Raw genomic sequence first — 19,533 nt, 5'->3', positions numbered from 1 at the left:
AGAGCAACCCGTCAGTCCCGCCGCAGCACCGCCAGCAGGTCCGGCGACACGAGCGCCGGCGCGGTCACGACGGCCGTCAGGCCGATGATGCCGATGCTGATCCACGGCCATCGGCGGACGTCGCCCCGCCGGCGCGGGTGGATCAGGAACGCGGTGCAGACGAGGGTGCCGACGACGACCACGGCATTCCCGACAATCCCGACGGCCTGTACGTCGCGCAGCGTACAAGGGCCTCCCCGTCGTCCGGTGCCGCAGGACCACGGCGCGCAGGTCGCCCGTCCGGGCGTCTGTGCAGGTCGCAACGACCCCGTCCCGCGCGCCCGCGTTGCCGAGGCGGGTCCTGCTCGCTAGTTTCGTTGTCACGGTCCCGCGCATCTCACGTGGATCGACGGCCCACTGACGAGAAGGTGACGCGCGTGGCTCTCCCTCCGCTGACTCCCGAACAACGAGCCGCAGCGCTCCAGAAGGCCGCCGCCGCGAGGCAGGCCCGAGCCGAGGTGAAGAACCGCCTCAAGTACTCGCAGGGCACGCTCTCCGAGGTCATCGAGCAAGGGCGCCAGGACGAGACGATCGGCAAGCTCAAGGTCGTCGCGCTCCTGGAGTCGCTGCCGGGCGTCGGGAAGGTCAAGGCGCGTGCGATCATGTCGGAGATCGGTATCTCCGACACCCGGCGGGTGCGCGGGCTCGGCCCGCACCAGGTGCAGGCCCTGGTCGAGCGCTTCGGGTGACGCGCCGGTCGCCGACGACCGCGCGCCACGAGGAGTACAGCACCACACATGACGACGACGCCCGCCCGGCTTACCGTTCTCGCCGGACCTACCGCCGTCGGCAAGGGCACGGTGTCCGCCGACATCCGCGCCCGCTACCCACAGGTCTGGCTGTCGGTGTCCGCGACGACGCGCTCACCGCGGCCGGGGGAGATCGACGGGGTGCACTACCACTTCCTGTCGGTCGACGAGTTCGAGCGCATGGCCGCACGCGGCGACCTGCTCGAGTGGGCCGTGGTGCACGGTCGCAACCGGTACGGCACGCCGCGCAGACCGGTCGAGGAGCGGCTGGCGGCCGGTGAGCCCGCGCTGCTCGAGATCGACCTGCAGGGTGCCCGGCAGGTGCGCGAGTCGATGCCCGACGCGCGTTTCGTCTTCCTCGCGCCGCCGTCGTTCGACGAGCTCGTGCGCCGGCTCGTCGGGCGGGGCACCGAGGACGCGGAGGAGCGCGAGCGCCGGTTGGAGACGGCGCGCGTCGAGCTCGCCGCCGAGTCGGAGTTCGACCACGTGATCGTCAACGACGACGTGCACCGGGCGACGGACGCCCTGGTCGAGGTGATGGGAATCCCGACCAGGTAGGATCGACCCAGACCTCTCGCCCGAGACCCACCCCCTGACGTACGGAGACCATCGTGTCCGGAACCGTTGCCGCCCCCACGGGCATCACCGACCCGCCGATCGACCAGCTGCTCGAGCGCGCCGACTCCAAGTACGCCCTCGTGCTGTACTCGGCGAAGCGCGCCCGCCAGATCAACGCGTACTACTCGCAGCTCAACGAGGGCCTGCTCGAGTACGTCGGCCCCCTCGTGGAGACGCGTCCGCAGGAGAAGCCGCTCTCGATCGCGATGCGTGAGATCGACGCGGGCCTGCTGACCTCCGAGGCCACGGAGGGCTGATCCTCCGCCCATGCGGATCGTCCTCGGTGTCGCGGGCGGCATCGCCGCCTACAAGGCCGTCCTCCTGCTGCGACAGCTCCGGGAGGGCGGCCATGACGTGCGTGTCGTGCCGACGCCCGCGGCGCTCGAGTTCGTGGGCCGCGCGACGTGGGAGGCCCTGTCCGGGCAGCCGGTGACGACCGACGTCTTCGAGGACGTCGACCAGGTCGCGCACGTGGCCGTCGGTCAGCAGGCCGAGCTCGTGATCGTGGCACCCGCGACCGCCGACCTGCTGGCGCGTGCCGCGACGGGTCGCGCGGACGACCTGCTGACGGCGACGCTCCTCGTCGCGCGCTGCCCGGTGCTGATGGCGCCCGCGATGCACACCGAGATGTGGCAGCACCCGGCCACCGTCGCGAACGTCGCGACCCTGCGTGCGCGGGGCGTGCACGTGCTCGAGCCGGCGTCCGGGCGGCTGACCGGCGCCGACACGGGCCCGGGCCGGCTGCCCGAGCCTGAGGCGATCGCGGCTGCGGCGCTCGCGCTGGTCGGTCCTCGCGACCTCGCCGGTCGTCACGTCGTCGTCTCCGCGGGAGGCACCCGCGAGCCCCTCGACCCCGTGCGCTTCCTCGGCAACCGCTCGTCGGGCCGTCAGGGTGTGGCGCTCGCGCGGACCGCGCTCGCCCGAGGCGCCCAGGTCACGCTCGTCGCCGCCAACATGTCGGTGCCCGCGCCGCCCGGTGTCGACGTGGTGCAGGTCGAGACCGCCGCCGAGCTGCGGGACGCCGTCCGGACGGCCGCGAAGGTCGCCGACGTCGTCGTGATGGCCGCCGCCGTCGCCGACTACCGCCCGGCCACGATCGTCGCCTCGAAGATCAAGAAGCGCGCGGACGGCTCGGCGCCGCCGCTCGAGCTCGTGCAGACGACCGACATCCTCGCCGAGCTCGCGCGCGACCGGCCTCGGCCGGGGCAGCTCGTGGTCGGGTTCGCCGCGGAGACCGGCGACGACGAGGGCTCCGTCCTCGACCACGGCCGGGCGAAGGCCGCACGCAAGGGAGCGGACCTGCTCGTCGTGAACCCCGTCGGCGACGGGAAGGGCTTCGGGGCGGAGACCAACGAGGTCGTCGTGCTCGACGGCACGGGCGAACTCGTCGCCCGGTTCGCCGGGTCGAAGGACGACGTGGCGCACGCCGTGTGGGACGCGGTCCTGGCAGCATCTGAACATGGCGTCATCCGGCCCTGATCGGCCGTTACGCTGTCGGCCATGACCGAGCCGAGCCTGCGCCTGTTCACGTCCGAGTCCGTGACCGAGGGGCACCCGGACAAGGTCTGTGACCAGATCTCCGACGCGATCCTCGACGCGATCCTCGACCAGGACCCGCAGGCCCGCGTCGCGGTCGAGACGATGGTGACGACGGGCCTCGTGCACGTCGCCGGCGAGGTCACCACCAGCGCGTACGTGGAGATCCCGCAGGTGGTCCGCGAGGTCGTCCGGGGCATCGGGTACACGTCCTCGCACATCGGCTTCGACGGGGAGTCCTGCGGGGTGTCGGTGTCGATCGGCCAGCAGTCGCCCGACATCGCGGCCGGTGTCGACAAGGCCATCGAGGTCCGCGAGGACACGTCCGACATGGACCCGCTCGACCTGCAGGGCGCCGGGGACCAGGGCCTGATGTTCGGGTACGCCTCGGACGACACCCCGACGCTGCTCCCGCTGCCCATCTGGGTCGCGCACCGTCTGGCGGAGCGGCTGGCCCAGGTCCGCAAGGAGGGTGTGCTGCCGGGTCTGCGGCCCGACGGCAAGACGCAGGTGACGATCGGCTACGACGGCGACCGTGCCGTCTCCGTGGACACGGTGGTCCTGTCGACGCAGCACGACCCGGACGTGCAGCTCGAGTCGACGCTGCGCCCGGCGATCGCCGAGCTCGTCGTCGCGCCCGTCCTGGCGTCGCTCGACCTGGACGCCGCCGGGCACCGGCTCCTCGTGAACCCCACGGGCACGTTCGTCGTGGGCGGACCGCAGGGTGACGCCGGCCTGACCGGCCGCAAGATCATCGTCGACACGTACGGCGGCATCGCTCGGCACGGCGGCGGCGCGTTCTCGGGCAAGGACCCGTCAAAGGTGGACCGGTCGGCCGCGTACGCGATGCGGTGGGTCGCGAAGAACGTCGTCGCCGCGGGTCTCGCCCGCCGGTGCGAGGTGCAGGTCGCCTACGCGATCGGCAAGGCGCACCCGGTGGGCCTCTACGTCGAGACGTTCGGCACCGCGACCGTCCCCGAGGCGCGCCTGACGGCCGCGATCCGGGAGGTCTTCGACCTGCGCCCGGCCGCGATCATCCGCGACCTGGACCTGCTGCGCCCGATCTACCGCCGCACCGCCGCGTACGGCCACTTCGGGCGCGAGCTCCCCGAGTTCACCTGGGAGCGGACGGACCGGGTCGACGACCTGCGGTCCGCGGTCGGCTGATCGCCCCGGCAGCCCGTCGTCCCGCGAGGGTCCCGGGTGGTGTGATGGGCGCGTGGAGGTGACGGACGGCGGCGAGCAGCTCGTGCTCGACGGGCTGCCCGCTCCTCGGGTTCGTCGGCGCGTGCGGGCGGCGACGGGTGGTCAGCCGCTCGCCGAGCACCTTCCCGTCGCGCGGGTCGCGATCGACCTGCCGCCGGCGCACCTGGACCGGCCGTTCGAGTACGCGGTGCCGGCGAGCATGGCGCAGAGCGCGGTCGCCGGGAGCCGGGTCAAGGTGCGGTTCGGCCGGCAGGACGTCGACGGGTACGTGCTCGAACGGGTCGAGACGGCCGAGCACGACGGTGAGCTGCTGCCGCTGCGGCGGGTCGTGTCTGCGCTTCCGGTGCTCACGCCGGCCGTCGCGCGGCTGGCCCGTGCGGTCGCGGACCGGTGGGCGGGCACGCTCGTCGACGTGCTGCGGCTCGCGGTCCCGCCCCGGCACGCCCGGGTCGAGGGGGAGCCGGTCGGTGAGGCGGCCGGGCCGCTCGTCCCGCACGCGTCGGCGTCGGCGTGGACGGCGTTCCGCGGCGGTCCCGCCTTCCTCCAGCACGTGACGTCCGGCGGTGCGCCGCGGGCGGTGTGGACGGCGCTGCCGGGGGCCCCTGGTGAGCGGTGGACGGACGCGATCGCCCAGGCCGTCGCGGCGTGCGTGCTCGGAGGCCGGGGCGCGCTCGTCGTGGTGCCGGACGCGCGTGACGTCGAGCGCGTCCTGGACGCCCTCGACGCCGCCGGTGTGCCGCGCTGGGCCGCGGACAGGCCGCACGGCGCCGTCCGGCTCACGGCCGACGACGGGCCGGCCGTGCGGTACCGGGCGTTCCTCGCGGCGCTGCGCGGCGGGGCGCAGGTCGTGGTCGGCACGCGTGCGTCGGCGTTCGCGCCGGTGCGCGACCTCGGGCTGGTGGTCTGCTGGGACGACGGGGACGGCCTGCACGCGGAGCCGCGCGCGCCGTACCCGCACGTCCGTGAGGTGCTGGCGCTGCGTTCCGAGCTCGAGGGCTGCGCGTTCCTCGTGGGCGCGCACGGCCGCACCGTGCCGGCGCAGTCGCTCGTCGCGAGCGGGTGGGCGCGTGAGGTCGTCGCCGACCGCGCGGCGACCCGGTCGCGGACCGCCCGGGTGCTCGCCCTCAACTCCACCGAGCTCGCGCGCGAGGGCCCCGCCGCGGCGGCGCGCCTGCCCACGCCGGCGTGGCGCACGATCCGCGACCGGCTCGCCGCAGGTCCGGTGCTCGTGCAGGTGCCCCGCGCCGGGTACCTGCCGGTCGTCGCGTGCGGACGGTGCCGGGCGTCCGCCCGGTGCGCCACCTGCCACGGCCCGCTCGGCATCGCCTCCGCGGACGGCACGCCCACCTGCGGGTGGTGCGGGCGGCTCGCGACGGGCTGGCGGTGCGACGAGTGCGGGGCGGGCACGTTGCGCTCGGTGCAGGTCGGGTCCCAACGGACCGCGGAGGAGCTGGGGCGCGCGTTCCCCGGGGTTCCCGTGCGGGTGTCGGGGGCGCGGGCGGCCGGGGGAGTGCTCGCGTCGGTGCGCGACGTCCCCGCGCTCGTCGTCGCGACGCCCGGTGCCGAGCCGGTCGCCCCGTCGGGGTACGCGGCCGCGGTGCTCCTCGACGCGGCGACGAGCGCGGGTCAGGGCCTCGGTGCGGCCGAGGACGCCGTCCGGCGGTGGCTCGCCGCGGCCGCGCTCGTCCGGTCGTCCGCGGACGGCGGGCAGGTGCTGCTCGTGGGCGACGCGCCCGAGCGCGCGGCGCAGGCGCTCGTGCGCTGGGACCCGGTCGGTCTCGCGTCGCGCGAGCTCGACGAGCGCGCCGAGCTGCGGCTGCCTCCTGCGGTCCGGGTCGCGTCGGTCACCGGGCCTCGCGACGCGGTCGCCGCCGTGGTCGAGCGGGTCGACGACGTCGAGGTGCTCGGGCCGGTGCCGGTCACGGGTGCGCGGGCTGCCGAGCGCTCGGCGGTGGGCGCCCTCGAGCCGGAGGTGCGCGCGCTCCTGCGCGTGCCACGCGCGCAGGGGCAGGCGCTCGCCCGGTCGTTGGCGGCCTCGCTCTCGGTCCGCAGCGCCCGGCGCGAGGGCGGCACGGTACGGGTGCAGCTCGACCCGACGGACCTGTCGTGACCGCACCTGAGGCCGTGGTCCTCGACCTGGGCAACGTCGTGCTCGCCTGGGACCCGTACCTGCCGTTCGTCGGGCGGATGGAGCGGTCGGCGGTCGACGCGTTCTTCGCCGACGTCGACTTCGCCGCGTTCAACCACCGCCAGGACGCGGGCCGGAGCTGGGCGGACGCGCGGGCCGAGGTGGCCGAACGGTTCCCCGAGCACGTCGACGCGCTGGACGTGTACGTCGAGCACTTCGCTGAGACGCTGCCCGGTCCGGTCCCGGGGACCGAGCAGCTCGTCCGGGACCTGCTCGACGCCGGCGTGCGGGTCGTCGGGCTGACGAACTGGTCGGCCGAGACGTTCCACCACGCCGGGCGCGTCGCGCCCGCGGTCGGCCTGATGGAGGGCGTCGTCGTGTCCGGTGAGGCCGGCCTCGCCAAGCCGGACCCGCGGATCTTCGAGCTGACGGCCGTGCGGTTCGGGCTCACCCCGGACCGGACGGTGTTCGCGGACGACTCGCCGGCGAACGTCGAGGCGGCCGCCCGCGTCGGCTTCGACTCGCTGGTGTTCACGTCCGCGGACCGCCTGCGTGCCGACCTCGTCGCGCGCGGCCTCGACCTGCCGCCGGGTTGACCTCGCGCACGGCGGCGGAGCATCCGGACCGGGCCACCTAGGATCGACGCCATGCGACTGCTCTTCGCCGGTACCCCTGCGGCCGCGGTGCCGTCGCTCGAGGCGCTCCTGGCCTCCCGGCACGAGGTCGTGGCGGTGCTGACCCGGCCCGACGCGCGTTCCGGTCGAGGGCGGACGCTCGCGCCGAGCCCCGTGAAGGTGGCCGCGACCGACGCGGGGATCGAGGTGCTCACGCCGCCGAGCCCACGCGACGACGGCTTCCGGGCCCGCCTCGCGGAGCTGGCCGTGGACGCCGCCCCGGTGGTCGCCTACGGCGCGCTGCTGCCCGCGGCGGTCCTCGACGTCCCGACGCACGGCTGGGTGAACCTGCACTTCTCCGTGCTGCCCGCGTGGCGGGGGGCCGCCCCCGTGCAGCGCGCCGTCATCGCGGGCGACGAGGTCACCGGTGCGACGACGTTCCGCATCGAGGAGGGGCTCGACACCGGTCCCGTCTACGGCATGCTCACCGAGACCGTCCGGTCGCGGGACACCGCGGGGGCGCTGCTCGACCGGTTGTCGGTCGTGGGGGCCGAGCTGCTGGTCCGCACGCTCGACGGCATCGAGGACGGCATCCTGAGCCCGGTGCCGCAGCCGGCGGACGGCGTGAGCGTGGCTCCCAAGCTCGAGGCGGCGGACGCGCGCGTGCGCTGGACCCACCCGGCGCACGCGGTCGACCGGCGCATCCGCGGGTGCACGCCCGCGCCCGGTGCGTGGACGTCGCTGCCGGACGGTGCACGCCTCGGGCTCGGTCCCGTGGTCCCGGTGCCGGAGGTCGACGACCTCGGACCGGGTCGGCTGCGGGTCACGAAGCACGAGGTGCTCGTCGGCACGGGCGGGCACGCCGTGCGGCTCGGCGAGGTGACGCCACCCGGAAAGCGTCCGATGGCCGCCGCCGACTGGGCGCGCGGCGCTCGGCTCGACGGCACGACCGTCCTGGGGGCGGACCATGACTGAGGGACCGGACCGTCGCGACGCGCGAGGACGGCAGCGAGGCGCGGCCCGCGCGCAGGGCCGCACGCAGCGGTCGACGACGGCCCCGTCGGAGCGCCGGCGCAGCGGCGACCCGGCGCGACGTGCCGCGTTCGACGTGCTCCGCGCGGTCGCCGACAGCGACTCCTACGCCAACCTCGTGCTGCCCCCGCTGCTGCGGGAGCGGGGGATCCGGGGGCGCGACGCGGCGTTCGTGACGGAGCTGGCGTACGGGACGCTGCGGCTGCGTGGCCGGTACGACGCCGTGATCGAGCAGGCCGCGGCCCGGCCGACCGACCGGATCGACCCGCCGGTGCTCGACCTCCTGCGGCTGGGCACGCACCAGCTGCTCGGGATGCGGGTGCCCCCGCACGCCGCCGTGTCGGAGACCGTCGGCCTGGCCCGCGAGACGGTCGGCGCAGGTGCCGCGCAGTTCGTCAACGCGGTGCTCCGGGCCGTCGGACGGGAGGACGTCGAGGGCTGGGAGCGCCGGATCGCCGACGCGGCGGGCGACGACCCGGTCGCTCGGCTCGCGGTCCTGCACAGCCACCCCGTGTGGGTCGTCCGCGCCCTGCGCGAGGCGCTCGTGGGCGCCGGGCGTCCGGCGGACGAGATCGAGGCCCTGCTCGAGGCCGACAACGCCGCCCCTCGGGTGACGCTCGTCGCCCGGCCGGGCCTGGTGGAGGTGCAGGAGCTGCTCGACGCGGGCGACGGGACGGCCGGCACGGTCTCCCCGACCGCCGTGGTGCTCGGCGGCGGGGACCCCGCGGCGGTGGGCGCGGTCCGCGACGGGCGCGCCGGCGTGCAGGACGAGGGCAGCCAGGTCGTCGCGCTCGCCCTCGGGGCCGTGCCGCTCGACGGACCGGACACCCGGTGGCTGGACCTGTGCGCCGGTCCGGGCGGGAAGGCGGCCCTGCTGGCCTCGCTGGCCGCCGGGCGTGGCGCCCGGCTCGTCGCGAACGAGGTCCAGCCGCACCGCGCGCGGCTCGTCGAGCAGGCCCTGCGAGCCGTCCCGTCCGACGCTGTCGAGGAGGTCCGGACCGGCGACGGCCGCCGCGTCGGCACGGACGAGCCCGGAGCGTTCGACCGGGTGATGGTCGATGCACCGTGCACCGGGCTGGGTGCCCTGCGCCGCCGCCCCGAGTCGCGGTGGCGACGCACGCCCGCCGACCTCGCGCCGCTCGGCCAGCTGCAGCGCGAGCTGCTCGGCTCCGCCCTGCAGGCCGTCCGGGTGGGCGGCGTCGTCGCGTACGTGACCTGCTCCCCGCACCTCGTGGAGACCCAGCTCGTCGTGAAGGACGCGCTGCGCGCCGCCGCGAAGGCGGGCCTGGCGGCCGAGCCCGTCGACGCGTCGGCCGTCGTCCGGGAGCTGGCACCGGGATCCGTCGAGCTGCCCGACGGGCGCACCGACGTCCAGCTGTGGCCGCACGTCCACGGCACGGACGCGATGCACCTCACGCTGCTGCGCCGGACGGCCTGACGCGAGCCGACCCGCGCAGGCGGACGCGCCCACGCCGCCGATACGCTGGACCGGTGTCCGCGCTGATCAACCCGAGCATCCTGTCCGCCGACTTCGTCAACCTCGAGCGGGACCTCGGCAGGATCGCCGCCGCCGACTTCGTCCACGTCGACGTCATGGACAACCACTTCGTGCCGAACCTCACGCTCGGCCCGCCCGTGGTGCGGCGCATCGCGGAGGTGTCGCCCGTCCCGCTGGACGTCCACCTCATGATCGAGGACGCGGACCGCTGGGCGCCGACGTACGCCGAGGCGGGTGCCGCGTCCGTGACGTTCCACGCCGAGGCCGCGCAGGCCCCGGTGCGGCTCGCGCGCGAGCTGCGCGGCGCGGGCGTGCGCGTCGGGGTGGCGCTGCGGCCGGCCTCGCCCGTCGAGCCGCTGCTCGACCTGCTCGCGGAGATCGACATGATCCTCGTGATGACGGTGGAGCCGGGGTTCGGCGGGCAGTCGTTCATCGAGGGCACGCTGCCGAAGATCCGACGGGCGCGTCGGGCGGTCGCCGAAGCGGGCGCCGACACCTGGATCCAGGTCGACGGCGGTGTCTCGCGGTCGACGATCGGGCGGATCGCCGAGGCGGGCGCGAACGTGTTCGTGGCGGGGTCCGCGGTGTACGGCGCGCCCGACGTCGCCGCCGAGATCGTCGCGCTGCGCGAGCTCGCGGACCAGGGGCTCCCGGCGAGCTGAGCACGTCCGCGCCCCTGACCTGCGACGCTCCGCCGCCGCACGCTGTTCGGTGGCCGGACGGTCACCGGGTCGGGAATGTGCCGTGTGGCATGATCGTTGGCGCAGTACAGAACACACACACGTGCTCCGGGGTCGGTGAAAGTCCGAGCCGGCGGTGACAGTCCGCGACCCGCTCGTCCCTCACGGGAGGTGCGGTTGACCTGGTGGAACTCCAGGACCGACGGTGAAAGTCCGGATGGGAGGAAGTACGTGGCGTCGTCCGCCTTCGGCGTGCGACGTGGGCGCGGGTCCTCCCTGCGCCGACCCCCGGAGCCCTGACGGCACCCGGGAGGTGACGATGACCGGCGCGGCGACGCAGCACCCAGCACCGACCCGATCGGACGTCACGCTCGTCGAGCTCGAGGCGATGACCCGCGCGGTCGCCCTCGCCCGGCGTGGACCCGCGCACGGGCCCAACCCCCGCGTCGGCTGCGTGCTCGTCGACGCGGACGGTGCCGTCGTGGGAGAGGGCTGGCACCAGGGTGCGGGTACGCCTCATGCGGAGGTGGCGGCACTCGCGGACGCCGCGCACCGGGGCACCGACCCGCGCTGTGCGACGGCGGTCGTCACGCTCGAGCCCTGCAACCACACGGGGCGCACCGGGCCGTGCACGGAGGCGCTGCTCGCGGCCGGTGTCTCGCGCGTCGTCGTCTCCGTCGAGGACCCGAACCCGCAGGCCGCCGGGGGAGCGGACCGGTTGCGGGCGTCCGGGGTCGACGTCCGGACCGGGGTGCTCTCCGAGGAGGGGCGAGCCCTGCTCGGTGCGTGGCTGCCGTCCGTGGAGCGCGGGCGCCCCTTCGTCACGCTGAAGCTCGCCACGAGCCTGGACGGCCGGGTCGCCGCAGCGGACGGCAGCAGCCGCTGGATCACGTCCGACGTCGCACGCCGGCACGCCCACGACCTGCGCGCCGAGGTCGACGCGATCGTGGTCGGCACGGGCACGGCACTGGCGGACGACCCGTCGCTCACCGCCCGGAACGCCGCGGGCGAGCTGCACGGCCACCAGCCGCTGCGGGTCGTCGTCGGGCATCGCGACGTGCCCGCGGGTGCGCGGCTGCGCGGACCCGGCGGCGAGCTGGTGCACGTGCGCACGCACGACCCGCAGGTCGTCGTCGACGCGCTCGGTGGGCGCGAGGTGCGGCACCTGCTCGTCGAGGGCGGCCCCACGCTCGCGGCGGCGTTCCTGCGCGCCGGGCTCGTCGACGAGGTGCACGCCTACGTCGCGCCCGTCCTGCTCGGCACCGGACCGGCCGCCGTCGGCGACCTCGGGATCGCCTCGATCGACGGCGCGCTGCGCCTGACGACCCGGAGCGTGCAGCCGCTCGGTCCGGACGTGCTCGTCGTCGCCACCCCCACCCCGACCACTTCTGCGACGCCGGCGACGCCCGGGGTCCGCCCTGCCACCACGGACGAGGAGCACTGATGTTCACCGGGATCGTCGAGGAGATCGGCACGGTCGAGTTGCTGGAGGTGGCCGGGCAGGACGCCCGGCTGCGCGTGCGGGGGCCGCTCGTCGTGTCCGACGCCCGCCCGGGCGACTCGATCGCCGTCTCCGGGGTGTGCCTGACGGTCACGGAGCTGCCGGGCGACGGCTCGTTCGTCGCCGACGTCATGCCGGAGACGCTGCGCCGGACGGCGCTGGGCGACCTCGACGTCGGGAGCGCCGTGAACCTCGAGCGCGCCCTGCAGGTCGGTGGGCGCTACGGCGGCCACGTGGTGCAGGGGCACGTCGACGGCGTCGGCGCGGTCCGCTCCCGGACACCCGGTCCCCGCTGGGACGACGTCGAGATCGAGCTCGACCCGACGCTCGCGCGGTACGTCGCGGAGAAGGGGTCGGTCACGGTCTCGGGGGTGTCGCTCACGGTGACGCACGTCGGCGACGACGCGTTCGGTGTCTCGCTCATCCCCACGACCCTCGAGGCGACGACCCTCGGCTCGCTCGCGGTGGGGGCGCGCGTCAACCTGGAGGTCGACGTGCTGGCGAAGTACACCGAGCGCCTGCTCTCGACGGCCGGGGTCCTGCGGTGACGCCGCGCATCGGCACGGTCGAGGAGGCGCTGGAGGCGCTGCGCGCGGGACGTCCGGTGCTCGTCGCGGACTCGCCCGACAGGGAGAACGAGGCGGACGTCATCCTCGCGGCGCAGTCGGCGACGCCCGAGTGGGTCGCGTGGACGATCCGGCACTCGTCGGGCTACCTCTGCGCCCCCATGCCTGCCGCCCGGGCGGACGCGCTGGACCTGCCGCTCATGGTCCCGCACAGCCAGGACCCCCGGCGGACGGCGTACACGGTCACGGTGGACGCGGCGACGGGAGTCACGACCGGCATCTCCGCGTCGGACCGCGCCCGGACCCTGCGGGTGCTGGCGGACCCGGCGTCGGGCCGCGAGGACCTGATCCGGCCCGGTCACGTGCTGCCCCTGCGGGCCGTGCCGGGCGGTGTGCTGCACCGGGCCGGGCACACCGAGGCGGCCGTCGACCTGTGCCGCCTGGCGGGCCTGGAGCCGGTCGGTGCGATCGCGGAGCTCGTGGACGACGACGGGTCGATGACCCGCCTGCCGGCCGCCGCGGCGCTGGCCGAGGCGGAGGGTCTGGTGCTGCTCACCATCGCGGACCTCGTCGCGTGGCGGCGCGAGCACGACGACGCGGTGCCGGAGACCGTCGACCGGCCCGTGCTGCACGACCGGGTGCACGCGACGCACACCGCGTACCTGCCGACCCGGCACGGCGACTTCCGGATCCACGGGTACCGCGACCTGCGCACGGGCGACGAGCACGTCGCGCTCGTGTCGACCGCCGGCCTCGCCGCGACGCCGGTCGTCCGGGTCCACTCGGAGTGCCTCACGGGGGACGCGTTCGGGTCGGCCCGGTGCGACTGCGGCCCGCAGCTCGACGCGGCGCTCGCGCTGGCCGCCGAGCAGGGCGGCGCCGTCGTCTACCTGCGCGGGCACGAGGGCCGGGGCATCGGCCTGCTCGCGAAGGTCGCCGCGTACGCGCTGCAGGACGCGGGCCGCGACACCGTCGAGGCCAACCTCGACCTCGGGTGGCCCGCTGACCGTCGGGAGTACGGTGCGGCCGCCGCGATCCTCGCGGACCTCGGCGTCGAGCGCGTGAGCCTCCTGACGAACAACCCGGCCAAGGTCGCGGGCCTGCGCGCGCACGGCATCGACGTCGCCGAGGTGCGCGGTCTCGAGGTCGGGCACACGCCCCAGAACGAGGAGTACCTGCGGACCAAGGCCACGTCGATGGGCCACCTGCTGCACCTGCCCGTCGGGACGGAGCGGGAGGCCATCGCCGTGGCGCCGGTCCTCGCGGCCCCGTCGCCGCCCGGCGTCGACACCACCGACCACCTGTTCGAGAACCTGGAGGACCTGGCATGAGCGGTGCGGGAGCACCCACCCTGAGCGTCGACGGCACCGGCCTGAAGGTCGTCGTCGTCGCCGCGAGCTGGCACACGGTCGTGATGGACGGGCTGCTCGCGGGCGCTCGCCGCGCCCTCGAGGCGGCGCACGTCGAGGACGTCACCGTCGTGCGCGTGCCCGGGACGTTCGAGCTGCCGGTCGCCGCGCGGGCGGCCGCCGCGGCGGGTGCCGACGCGGTCGTCGCGCTCGGCGTCGTCATCCGGGGCGGCACGCCGCACTTCGAGTACGTCTGCTCGGCGGCCACCTCCGGCCTGACGGACGTGGCCGTCCGGACGGGGGTGCCCGTCGGTTTCGGCGTGCTGACCTGCGACGACGAGGCGCAGGCGCTCGACCGTGCGGGGCTCGACGGCTCGCACGAGGACAAGGGCGCCGAGGCCGCCGAGGCAGCGGTCGCGACGGTCGTCGCGCTGCGAGGGCTGTGACGTGACCGGGCCGCTCGGCTGGCTGTTCGACGCGCAGGTGGTGATCGCCGGGCACGCGATCCTGTGGCGCGAGATCGTCGGCAACCTGTTCGGTCTCGCGTCGGCCGTCGGGGGCATGCGCCGCCGGGTGTGGGCGTGGCCGGTCGGCATCGTCGGCAACGTGCTGCTGTTCACCGTGTTCCTCGGCGGTGTGTTCCACACGCCGCAGGCGCGCGACCTGTACGGGCAGGCCGGCCGGCAGGTGTTCTTCGTGATCGTGTCCGTCTACGGGTGGGTGCGGTGGCGCCAGCTGCAGCGCGCGAACGAGCGGGCGGGTGCCCCGCAGGACGCCCCGGTGGTCGTGCCGCGATGGGCCGGCTGGTCGGGCTGGGCCACGATCGTCGTCGTGGGGGTCGTCGGGACCGTCGGGTTCGCGATGCTGTTCCGCGAGCTGGGCTCCTGGGGGCCGTGGGCGGACGCGTGGATCTTCACCGGGTCGATGCTCGCGACGTACGGCATGGCGCGCGGGTGGATCGAGTTCTGGCTGATCTGGATCGCGGTCGACGCCGTCGGGGTGCCTCTGCTGCTGAAGGCCGGCTACTACCCGTCGGCGGTGCTCTACCTTGTCTACGCGGGCGTGGTCGTGTACGGCTTCGTCGTGTGGTGGCGGGCCCGCGGCGAGCGTCCCGTCCGCACCGCGGAGGCGGACGAGCAGGTGGTCGTCTGACCGGGGGACGGACGCGCGTCCGGGTCGTGCCGGGAGCCGTCTACCCTTGACAGACGTGAAGACCTTCGAGCACCTGTTCGCCGAGCTCGCCGAGAAGGCGGCCACCCGGCCCGCCGGCTCCCGCACCGTGACCGAGCTGGACGCGGGCGTCCACGCGATCGGCAAGAAGATCGTGGAGGAGGCCGCCGAGGTCTGGATGGCGGCCGAGTACGAGGGGGTCGAGCGGACCGCCGAGGAGATCTCCCAGCTGCTGTACCACCTCGAGGTGCTCATGGTGGCGCTCGGGATCACGCTCGACGACGTCTACGAGCACCTGTGACCTGCGCCGTCGACGCCCCACCCTTCTCCCGAACAGGAACCACGTGCTGAGGATCGCCGTCCCCAACAAGGGCTCGTTGTCCGAGCCCGCCGCCGAGATGCTCCGGGAGGCCGGTTACCGGCAGCGTCGCGACGGGCGCGAGCTCGTGCTCCCGGACCCGGACAACGACGTCGAGTTCTTCTTCCTGCGTCCCCGCGACATCGCGGTGTACGTCGGTGCGGGGACGGTCGACGTCGGCATCACCGGGCGTGACCTCATGCTCGACTCGGAGTCCGCGGCGACCGAGCACCTCCCGCTCGGCTTCGCGCGCTCGACGTTCCGGTTCGCGTCCACCGCGGGCGAGCTCGACGAGGTGCAGCAGGTCGCCGGCAAGCGCATCGCGACGTCGTACCCGGTGCTCGTCGCGGGCTTCCTGTGGGAGCGCGGCGTGGTGCCGGCGGGTGTCGTACGGCTCGACGGCGCCGTCGAGAGCGCCATCCAGCTCGGCGTCGCGGACGTGATCGCGGACGTCGTCGAGACCGGCACCACGCTCCGTGCCGCGGGGCTGGAGGTGTTCGGCGAGCCGATCCTGCGCTCGGAGGCGGTCCTCGTGCGGCGCTCGGACGTGGACGCCCCCGCGGGCCTCGACGTGCTGACCCGCCGTCTCCAGGGAGTCCTGACGGCCCGCGAGTACGTGCTGATGGACTACGACGTGCCGCTGTCGCTCGTCGACAAGGCCGTCGCGATCACGCCCGGCCTGGAGTCGCCGACCGTGTCGCCGCTGCACAACCGCGAGTGGGCCGCCGTCCGGGCGATGGTCCGGCGCGACCAGACGAACCGCGTCATGGACGCCCTGTACGACGTGGGTGCCCGCGCGATCCTCGTGACGTCCATCCACGCGTGCCGTCTTTGACCGGACCCGTCGTGGACGTGCAGGACGCCCCGTTCCGGCCGCGGTTCGCCCGGCTGGTGACGCTCGGGCTCGTGGTCGTGGTGCTCGTCCTGACGGCGCTGCTCATCGTGGCGCTGCCGAACGCCGAGCCGCTCGACCGGGCGGGGTTCGCGCTCGTCGGCGTCCTCATCGCCTGGTTCTGCTGGCGGCAGGCGACCGTGCGTGCCGTCCCTGACGAGGACGGCCTGACGGTCCGGAACCTGATGATCACGACCCGTCTGACGTGGCCGGAGATCGTGTCCGTCCGGTTCGGTTCGGGCCGGCCCTGGGTCCAGCTCGACCTGGCGGACGGGGACACGCTGGCCGTCATGGGGATCCAGTCCGCCGACGGCGCGTACGCCCAGACGGAGGCCCGGCGGCTGGCCACCCTGGTCGCCCTGCACACGACCACCGCGCAGGACGACTGACCGTTCGCCGCGCCCGCGTCGCTCAGCCGGCCAGGCGTGCCGCGTGCACCCCTGCGACCCCGGCAGCGAGGAACGCCGCAGGGTCCTGGTCGAGCCCGCGGCCCATCGTGGAGAGCCGCACGGGCGACCCCGCGAGCGCGGACAGCAGGTCGGCGCCGGCGTCCACGTCGACGAGCCGGTGCCGGCCGTGCGGCGCCGCGAGCGCTGCCACCTGGTGCCGGACCCGTCGCCCGAGCGCGTCGAGCCCGCCGTCGGGGTCCGGGTCGAACACGGGTACCGGGACGTCGGCGGAGGCGAGAGCGACACGCCCGTAGGCCGTCAGGGAGTGGTGCGAGACCCCGAGGTGGCGCTCGCGCGCGTCGGCGCCCGAGACCCGCAGGGACGCGACCGGGCGACCGTTCAGCGTGGCGGCCGCGTTCACGGCCTCGCCCGCGGCCACGCCGGAGAACCCCCACCGGGTCCCGGTGCCGAGGTTGCCGGGGCCCTGGGCGACGACCGCGAGGTCGGCGCCGACGACGACGCGGGCGGCGAGCAGGCCGGTGTGGACGGTGACGGCCTCGAGGTCCCCGCCGAACGCCTGGCCCGTGGTGATGCACGCCTCGACCCAGCCGGCGTCCCGCAGCCCGGCGACGGTCCGGGAGAACCACGCCGGCAGTGCGCCGCCGTCCGTCATCACGTAGGCGACGCGTGGCGCGGGGAGGCCCGCGAGCGCCGCGGCGTGGCGCGCGCCCGCCACGACCGCAGGGAGCGCGGAGTGCAGGTCGGCGACGACGACGGGCATCCCCGCGAGGTCGTCCGCGTCGCGCAGCGCGTCGTGGTGCGGGGACTCCTGGTCGTCGACGCCGAGCACCATCGCCTGCAGCGGCGTGTACCGGGCCTTGACGAGGTGCCCGGGGCCTGCGTCCGGGTCGTCGGGCAGCCGGTCGGCGTGGCCGACCACCAGCGCGTACCCGCCGGTGCCGAGCCCGCGGGCGAGGGCGGAGACGTTGAGCAGCAACCGGTCGCCGAGGGCGACGGGCCCGACGAGCGACGGGTAGGCCAGTGCCCGCACCTCGTCGGGCAGCGCCGTCCCGGGGTGCTCGTCGAGCCGGACCGTGACCTCCGCGGCGCCCGGCCACGACGTTCCGAGCCCGACGACGACACCCGCACGCCACGTGATCACGGCGCACACGCTACCGGCCACTACGGTGGTCACCGATGGCCGCCTCGATCGCCCCCGCCGAGCGCTTGCTCAACCTCGTCATCGCCCTGGTCAACACCCCCGGCCGGATGACGAAGGAGCAGGTGCGCTCCAGCGTCGCCGGGTACCAGGACGCCCCGTCGGACGACGCCTTCGAGCGGATGTTCGAGCGGGACAAGGACACGTTGCGGGACCTCGGCATCCCGGTCGTCACGGTGACGGACGCGGGCCACGGCGACGACTTCGGGTACCGCGTGGACCTCGACGCGTACGCGCTGGCGCCCCTCGACCTGACCGCGGGCGAGCTCGGTGTGCTCGCGATGGCCGCGCAGGTGTGGCAGGACCAGGCGCTGCGGGCGGACTCGTCGCGCGCGCTGACGAAGCTGCGGGCGGTGGGTGACGCCCCGGGGTCGACCGACCTCGTCACGGGGCTCGCGCCGCGCGTGCGACCCGGCGGTGGTGCGCTCGGCCCCTTGATGGACGCCGTGCACGAGCGGCGGGTCGTGCGCTTCACGTACCGCGCCGCGAACACGGGGGAGGTGCGTGAGCGCGTCGTCGAACCGTGGCGGCTGCTGGCGCGCCGCGGCGGCTGGGTGCTGGTCGGCCGGGACCGGGACCGTGGCGCGAGCAGGTCGTTCCGGCTCAGCCGGATCGAGGGGGCCGTCCGGACGTTGGGTGAGCCGGGGGCGTTCCCGCCGCCGGCGGACGACGAGCTGGCGGCGGCGATGGCGTCGTGGGCGACGGGTGCCCAGCAGGTCGCGACGCTCGCGGTGCGGCCGGAGCGTGCGGGCGCGATGCGGGCCCGGTCCGTCGCCGCACCCGCGGACGTGCCGGACTGGCGCGCCGACCCGGTGGCGGGGCCGCTCCTCGAGCACCGGGACGTGGTGCACGTGCTGTTCCGCTCGTCGTGGGAGCTCGCGGAGGAGCTCGTCGGGTACGGCGACGCCGTGCTGGTGCTCGCGCCCGACGAGCTGCGCCGCTCGGTGCTGCGCCTGCTGCGGACCGCGGCGACGCTCGACGAGAGGGTCGGGGCCGGTGGCTGAGCGGGCGAGCGACCGCCTGCTGCGGATGCTGGGGATGATCACGTACCTCGACCGGCACGAGGGCGTGCCCGTGGAGGACATCGCCGAGCAGTTCGGCGTGTCGGCCGACCAGGTGCTCGAGGACATCGACACGTTGTGGGTGACCGGGACGCCCGGCTACTTCCCGCACGACCTCATCGACTTCGACGCGGCGTCCTACGAGCAGGGCGTCGTCCGCCTGACCGAGTCGCGCGGGATGACGCGCCCGCTGCGGCTGGGCACGCGGGAGGCCGTGGCGCTCGTGGCGGCTCTGCGCGCGCTGTCCGCGTCGTTCGGCCCGGCCCTGGACCCGGAGCGGGCGGCGGTCCTCGAGTCGGCGCTCGCCAAGCTCACGGCGGCGACGGGCGACGCGGCGGCCGCGGTGGACGTGCAGCTCGGCATGGACGCGGCGCCCGAGGTGGCGGCCACGGTCGCGACCGCGCTGCGGCGCCGGCGCCGGCTGCACCTGCGGTACGTGAACGCGGCCGACGTCTCGACCGAGCGCGACGTCGACCCGGCCCGGCTCGTGACCGACGACGAGCGCTCGTACCTGCTCGGCTGGTGCCTGCTCGTGGACGACGAGCGGCTGTTCCGGGTGGACCGGATCCTCGAGGCGACGCTGCTCGACGAGGCCGCGCAGGACCACGGCATCGGCGCCCGCAGCGGCGAGTTCGCACCCGGGCCCGAGGGGGAGCTGGTGACGCTGCACCTCGCGAGCACGGCGCGCTGGGTCGCGGAGAGCGTCCCGGTCGAGGCGGTGCGCAACCTGCCGGACGGGTCGTTCGAGCTGGACCTGCGCGTCGTGCGGCCGGCGTGGCTGCGTCACCTGGTGCTGCAGGTGGCCGGCGAGGTCCTCGGCGCGACGCCGGTGCGGGTGGCGGACGAGGCTGCCGCTGCCGCCCGGGCGGCGCTCGCCGCGTACGGGCCGCTCGCGGACCCGGGTCTCGGTGCGGCGGCGGAGGGCTGA

22 protein-coding genes and 1 riboswitch are annotated in these 19,533 nt (G+C 75.3%); of the genes, 20 read left to right on the top strand and 2 right to left on the bottom strand.

Annotation, left to right across the window (positions count from 1 at the left end; translation table 11 throughout):
• Window positions 1-11: 11 nt before the first annotated feature.
• The gene (locus Cch01nite_RS05485; RefSeq protein ID WP_203749639.1) at window positions 12-182 is read right to left on the bottom strand and encodes a hypothetical protein; all 171 of its coding nucleotides are present in this window, start codon (window positions 180-182) and stop codon (window positions 12-14) included.
• Window positions 183-416: 234 nt separating this feature from the next.
• Here Cch01nite_RS05485 and mihF point away from each other — a divergent pair, with 234 nt between their 5' ends.
• The 18 genes from mihF to Cch01nite_RS05395 all read left to right on the top strand — a co-directional run bounded on the left by mihF (window position 417) and on the right by Cch01nite_RS05395 (window position 16,325).
• A complete protein-coding gene (mihF, locus tag Cch01nite_RS05480) occupies window positions 417-728 on the top strand; it encodes an integration host factor, actinobacterial type (protein WP_203749636.1) in 312 nt (103 codons plus the stop codon).
• 48 nt (window positions 729-776) lie between these two features.
• On the top strand, window positions 777-1,346 hold the full coding sequence (gmk, locus tag Cch01nite_RS05475) for a guanylate kinase (protein ID WP_203749633.1): 570 nt from the start codon (window positions 777-779) through the stop codon (window positions 1,344-1,346).
• 53 nt (window positions 1,347-1,399) lie between these two features.
• Window positions 1,400-1,663, top strand: a complete 264-nt coding sequence (gene rpoZ / locus Cch01nite_RS05470) for a DNA-directed RNA polymerase subunit omega (protein WP_203749630.1) — start codon at window positions 1,400-1,402, stop codon at window positions 1,661-1,663.
• A 10-nt stretch (window positions 1,664-1,673) separates the two neighbouring features.
• The gene (gene coaBC / locus Cch01nite_RS05465) at window positions 1,674-2,885 is read left to right on the top strand and encodes a bifunctional phosphopantothenoylcysteine decarboxylase/phosphopantothenate--cysteine ligase CoaBC (protein WP_203749627.1); all 1,212 of its coding nucleotides are present in this window, start codon (window positions 1,674-1,676) and stop codon (window positions 2,883-2,885) included.
• Between the two features lie 21 nt (window positions 2,886-2,906).
• Window positions 2,907-4,109, top strand: a complete 1,203-nt coding sequence (gene metK, locus Cch01nite_RS05460; protein WP_203749624.1) for a methionine adenosyltransferase — start codon at window positions 2,907-2,909, stop codon at window positions 4,107-4,109.
• A 52-nt stretch (window positions 4,110-4,161) separates the two neighbouring features.
• On the top strand, window positions 4,162-6,258 hold the full coding sequence (locus tag Cch01nite_RS05455; RefSeq protein ID WP_203749621.1) for a primosomal protein N': 2,097 nt from the start codon (window positions 4,162-4,164) through the stop codon (window positions 6,256-6,258).
• On the top strand, window positions 6,255-6,872 hold the full coding sequence (locus Cch01nite_RS05450; protein WP_239069923.1) for an HAD family hydrolase: 618 nt from the start codon (window positions 6,255-6,257) through the stop codon (window positions 6,870-6,872). The genes Cch01nite_RS05455 and Cch01nite_RS05450 overlap by 4 nt, the downstream gene beginning before the upstream one ends.
• Before the next feature lie 51 nt (window positions 6,873-6,923).
• Entirely contained in the window at window positions 6,924-7,865 is a 942-nt protein-coding gene (locus Cch01nite_RS05445; RefSeq protein WP_203749619.1) for a methionyl-tRNA formyltransferase, read from the top strand.
• Window positions 7,858-9,360: an RsmB/NOP family class I SAM-dependent RNA methyltransferase gene (locus Cch01nite_RS05440; protein ID WP_203749617.1), complete on the top strand. Its 1,503-nt coding sequence runs from the start codon at window positions 7,858-7,860 to the stop codon at window positions 9,358-9,360. Before Cch01nite_RS05445 ends, Cch01nite_RS05440 begins: the two co-directional genes overlap by 8 nt.
• A gap of 53 nt (window positions 9,361-9,413) precedes the next feature.
• Complete coding sequence (rpe, locus tag Cch01nite_RS05435) at window positions 9,414-10,082, top strand: ribulose-phosphate 3-epimerase (protein WP_203749615.1); 669 nt, start codon at window positions 9,414-9,416, stop codon at window positions 10,080-10,082.
• 117 nt (window positions 10,083-10,199) lie between these two features.
• Window positions 10,200-10,335: riboswitch (FMN riboswitch) on the top strand.
• An 84-nt stretch (window positions 10,336-10,419) separates the two neighbouring features.
• Entirely contained in the window at window positions 10,420-11,544 is a 1,125-nt protein-coding gene (ribD, locus tag Cch01nite_RS05430) for a bifunctional diaminohydroxyphosphoribosylaminopyrimidine deaminase/5-amino-6-(5-phosphoribosylamino)uracil reductase RibD (RefSeq protein ID WP_203749613.1), read from the top strand.
• On the top strand, window positions 11,544-12,149 hold the full coding sequence (locus tag Cch01nite_RS05425) for a riboflavin synthase (RefSeq protein WP_203749611.1): 606 nt from the start codon (window positions 11,544-11,546) through the stop codon (window positions 12,147-12,149). The genes ribD and Cch01nite_RS05425 overlap by 1 nt, the downstream gene beginning before the upstream one ends.
• On the top strand, window positions 12,146-13,498 hold the full coding sequence (gene ribB / locus Cch01nite_RS05420) for a 3,4-dihydroxy-2-butanone-4-phosphate synthase (RefSeq protein WP_203749606.1): 1,353 nt from the start codon (window positions 12,146-12,148) through the stop codon (window positions 13,496-13,498). The genes Cch01nite_RS05425 and ribB overlap by 4 nt, the downstream gene beginning before the upstream one ends.
• Window positions 13,495-13,962 (top strand): 6,7-dimethyl-8-ribityllumazine synthase, encoded by a 468-nt coding sequence (ribH, locus tag Cch01nite_RS05415; protein ID WP_203749603.1) that lies wholly within the window; start codon window positions 13,495-13,497, stop codon window positions 13,960-13,962. Before ribB ends, ribH begins: the two co-directional genes overlap by 4 nt.
• A 1-nt stretch (window position 13,963) precedes the next feature.
• On the top strand, window positions 13,964-14,668 hold the full coding sequence (pnuC, locus tag Cch01nite_RS05410; RefSeq protein ID WP_203749600.1) for a nicotinamide riboside transporter PnuC: 705 nt from the start codon (window positions 13,964-13,966) through the stop codon (window positions 14,666-14,668).
• A 55-nt stretch (window positions 14,669-14,723) separates the two neighbouring features.
• Window positions 14,724-14,987, top strand: a complete 264-nt coding sequence (locus Cch01nite_RS05405; protein WP_203749598.1) for a phosphoribosyl-ATP diphosphatase — start codon at window positions 14,724-14,726, stop codon at window positions 14,985-14,987.
• A 43-nt stretch (window positions 14,988-15,030) separates the two neighbouring features.
• Window positions 15,031-15,879: an ATP phosphoribosyltransferase gene (hisG, locus tag Cch01nite_RS05400; protein ID WP_203749595.1), complete on the top strand. Its 849-nt coding sequence runs from the start codon at window positions 15,031-15,033 to the stop codon at window positions 15,877-15,879.
• Between the two features lie 11 nt (window positions 15,880-15,890).
• A complete protein-coding gene (locus Cch01nite_RS05395) occupies window positions 15,891-16,325 on the top strand; it encodes a PH domain-containing protein (RefSeq protein ID WP_239069922.1) in 435 nt (144 codons plus the stop codon).
• 22 nt (window positions 16,326-16,347) lie between these two features.
• Here the strand turns inward: Cch01nite_RS05395 and Cch01nite_RS05390 are convergent, their stop codons facing one another.
• Window positions 16,348-17,487: a DUF3866 family protein gene (locus Cch01nite_RS05390; protein WP_203749593.1), complete on the bottom strand. Its 1,140-nt coding sequence runs from the start codon at window positions 17,485-17,487 to the stop codon at window positions 16,348-16,350.
• 35 nt (window positions 17,488-17,522) lie between these two features.
• Here Cch01nite_RS05390 and Cch01nite_RS05385 point away from each other — a divergent pair, with 35 nt between their 5' ends.
• Both Cch01nite_RS05385 and Cch01nite_RS05380 read left to right on the top strand, forming a co-directional pair.
• Complete coding sequence (locus Cch01nite_RS05385) at window positions 17,523-18,548, top strand: helix-turn-helix transcriptional regulator (RefSeq protein ID WP_203749591.1); 1,026 nt, start codon at window positions 17,523-17,525, stop codon at window positions 18,546-18,548.
• Window positions 18,541-19,533: a helix-turn-helix transcriptional regulator gene (locus Cch01nite_RS05380; protein WP_203749589.1), complete on the top strand. Its 993-nt coding sequence runs from the start codon at window positions 18,541-18,543 to the stop codon at window positions 19,531-19,533. The genes Cch01nite_RS05385 and Cch01nite_RS05380 overlap by 8 nt, the downstream gene beginning before the upstream one ends.

Origin of the sequence: Cellulomonas chitinilytica, from assembly GCF_016862675.1 — a bacterium.
Taxonomy (GTDB): Bacteria; Actinomycetota; Actinomycetes; order Actinomycetales; family Cellulomonadaceae; genus Cellulomonas; species Cellulomonas chitinilytica.
This window is presented reverse-complemented; position numbering and strand designations above follow the sequence as displayed.

Excerpts from the sequence above, each read along its gene's own strand:
- gmk (WP_203749633.1), top strand. The coding sequence starts at position 777 with ATGACGACGACGCCCGCCCGGCTTACCGTTCTCGCCGGACCTACCGCC.
- coaBC (WP_203749627.1), top strand. The coding sequence starts at position 1,674 with ATGCGGATCGTCCTCGGTGTCGCGGGCGGCATCGCCGCCTACAAGGCC.
- metK (WP_203749624.1), top strand. The coding sequence starts at position 2,907 with ATGACCGAGCCGAGCCTGCGCCTGTTCACGTCCGAGTCCGTGACCGAG.
- Cch01nite_RS05445 (WP_203749619.1), top strand. The coding sequence starts at position 6,924 with ATGCGACTGCTCTTCGCCGGTACCCCTGCGGCCGCGGTGCCGTCGCTC.
- Cch01nite_RS05440 (WP_203749617.1), top strand. The coding sequence starts at position 7,858 with ATGACTGAGGGACCGGACCGTCGCGACGCGCGAGGACGGCAGCGAGGC.
- ribD (WP_203749613.1), top strand. The coding sequence starts at position 10,420 with ATGACCGGCGCGGCGACGCAGCACCCAGCACCGACCCGATCGGACGTC.
- Cch01nite_RS05425 (WP_203749611.1), top strand. The coding sequence starts at position 11,544 with ATGTTCACCGGGATCGTCGAGGAGATCGGCACGGTCGAGTTGCTGGAG.
- ribH (WP_203749603.1), top strand. The coding sequence starts at position 13,495 with ATGAGCGGTGCGGGAGCACCCACCCTGAGCGTCGACGGCACCGGCCTG.
- Cch01nite_RS05385 (WP_203749591.1), top strand. The coding sequence starts at position 17,523 with ATGGCCGCCTCGATCGCCCCCGCCGAGCGCTTGCTCAACCTCGTCATC.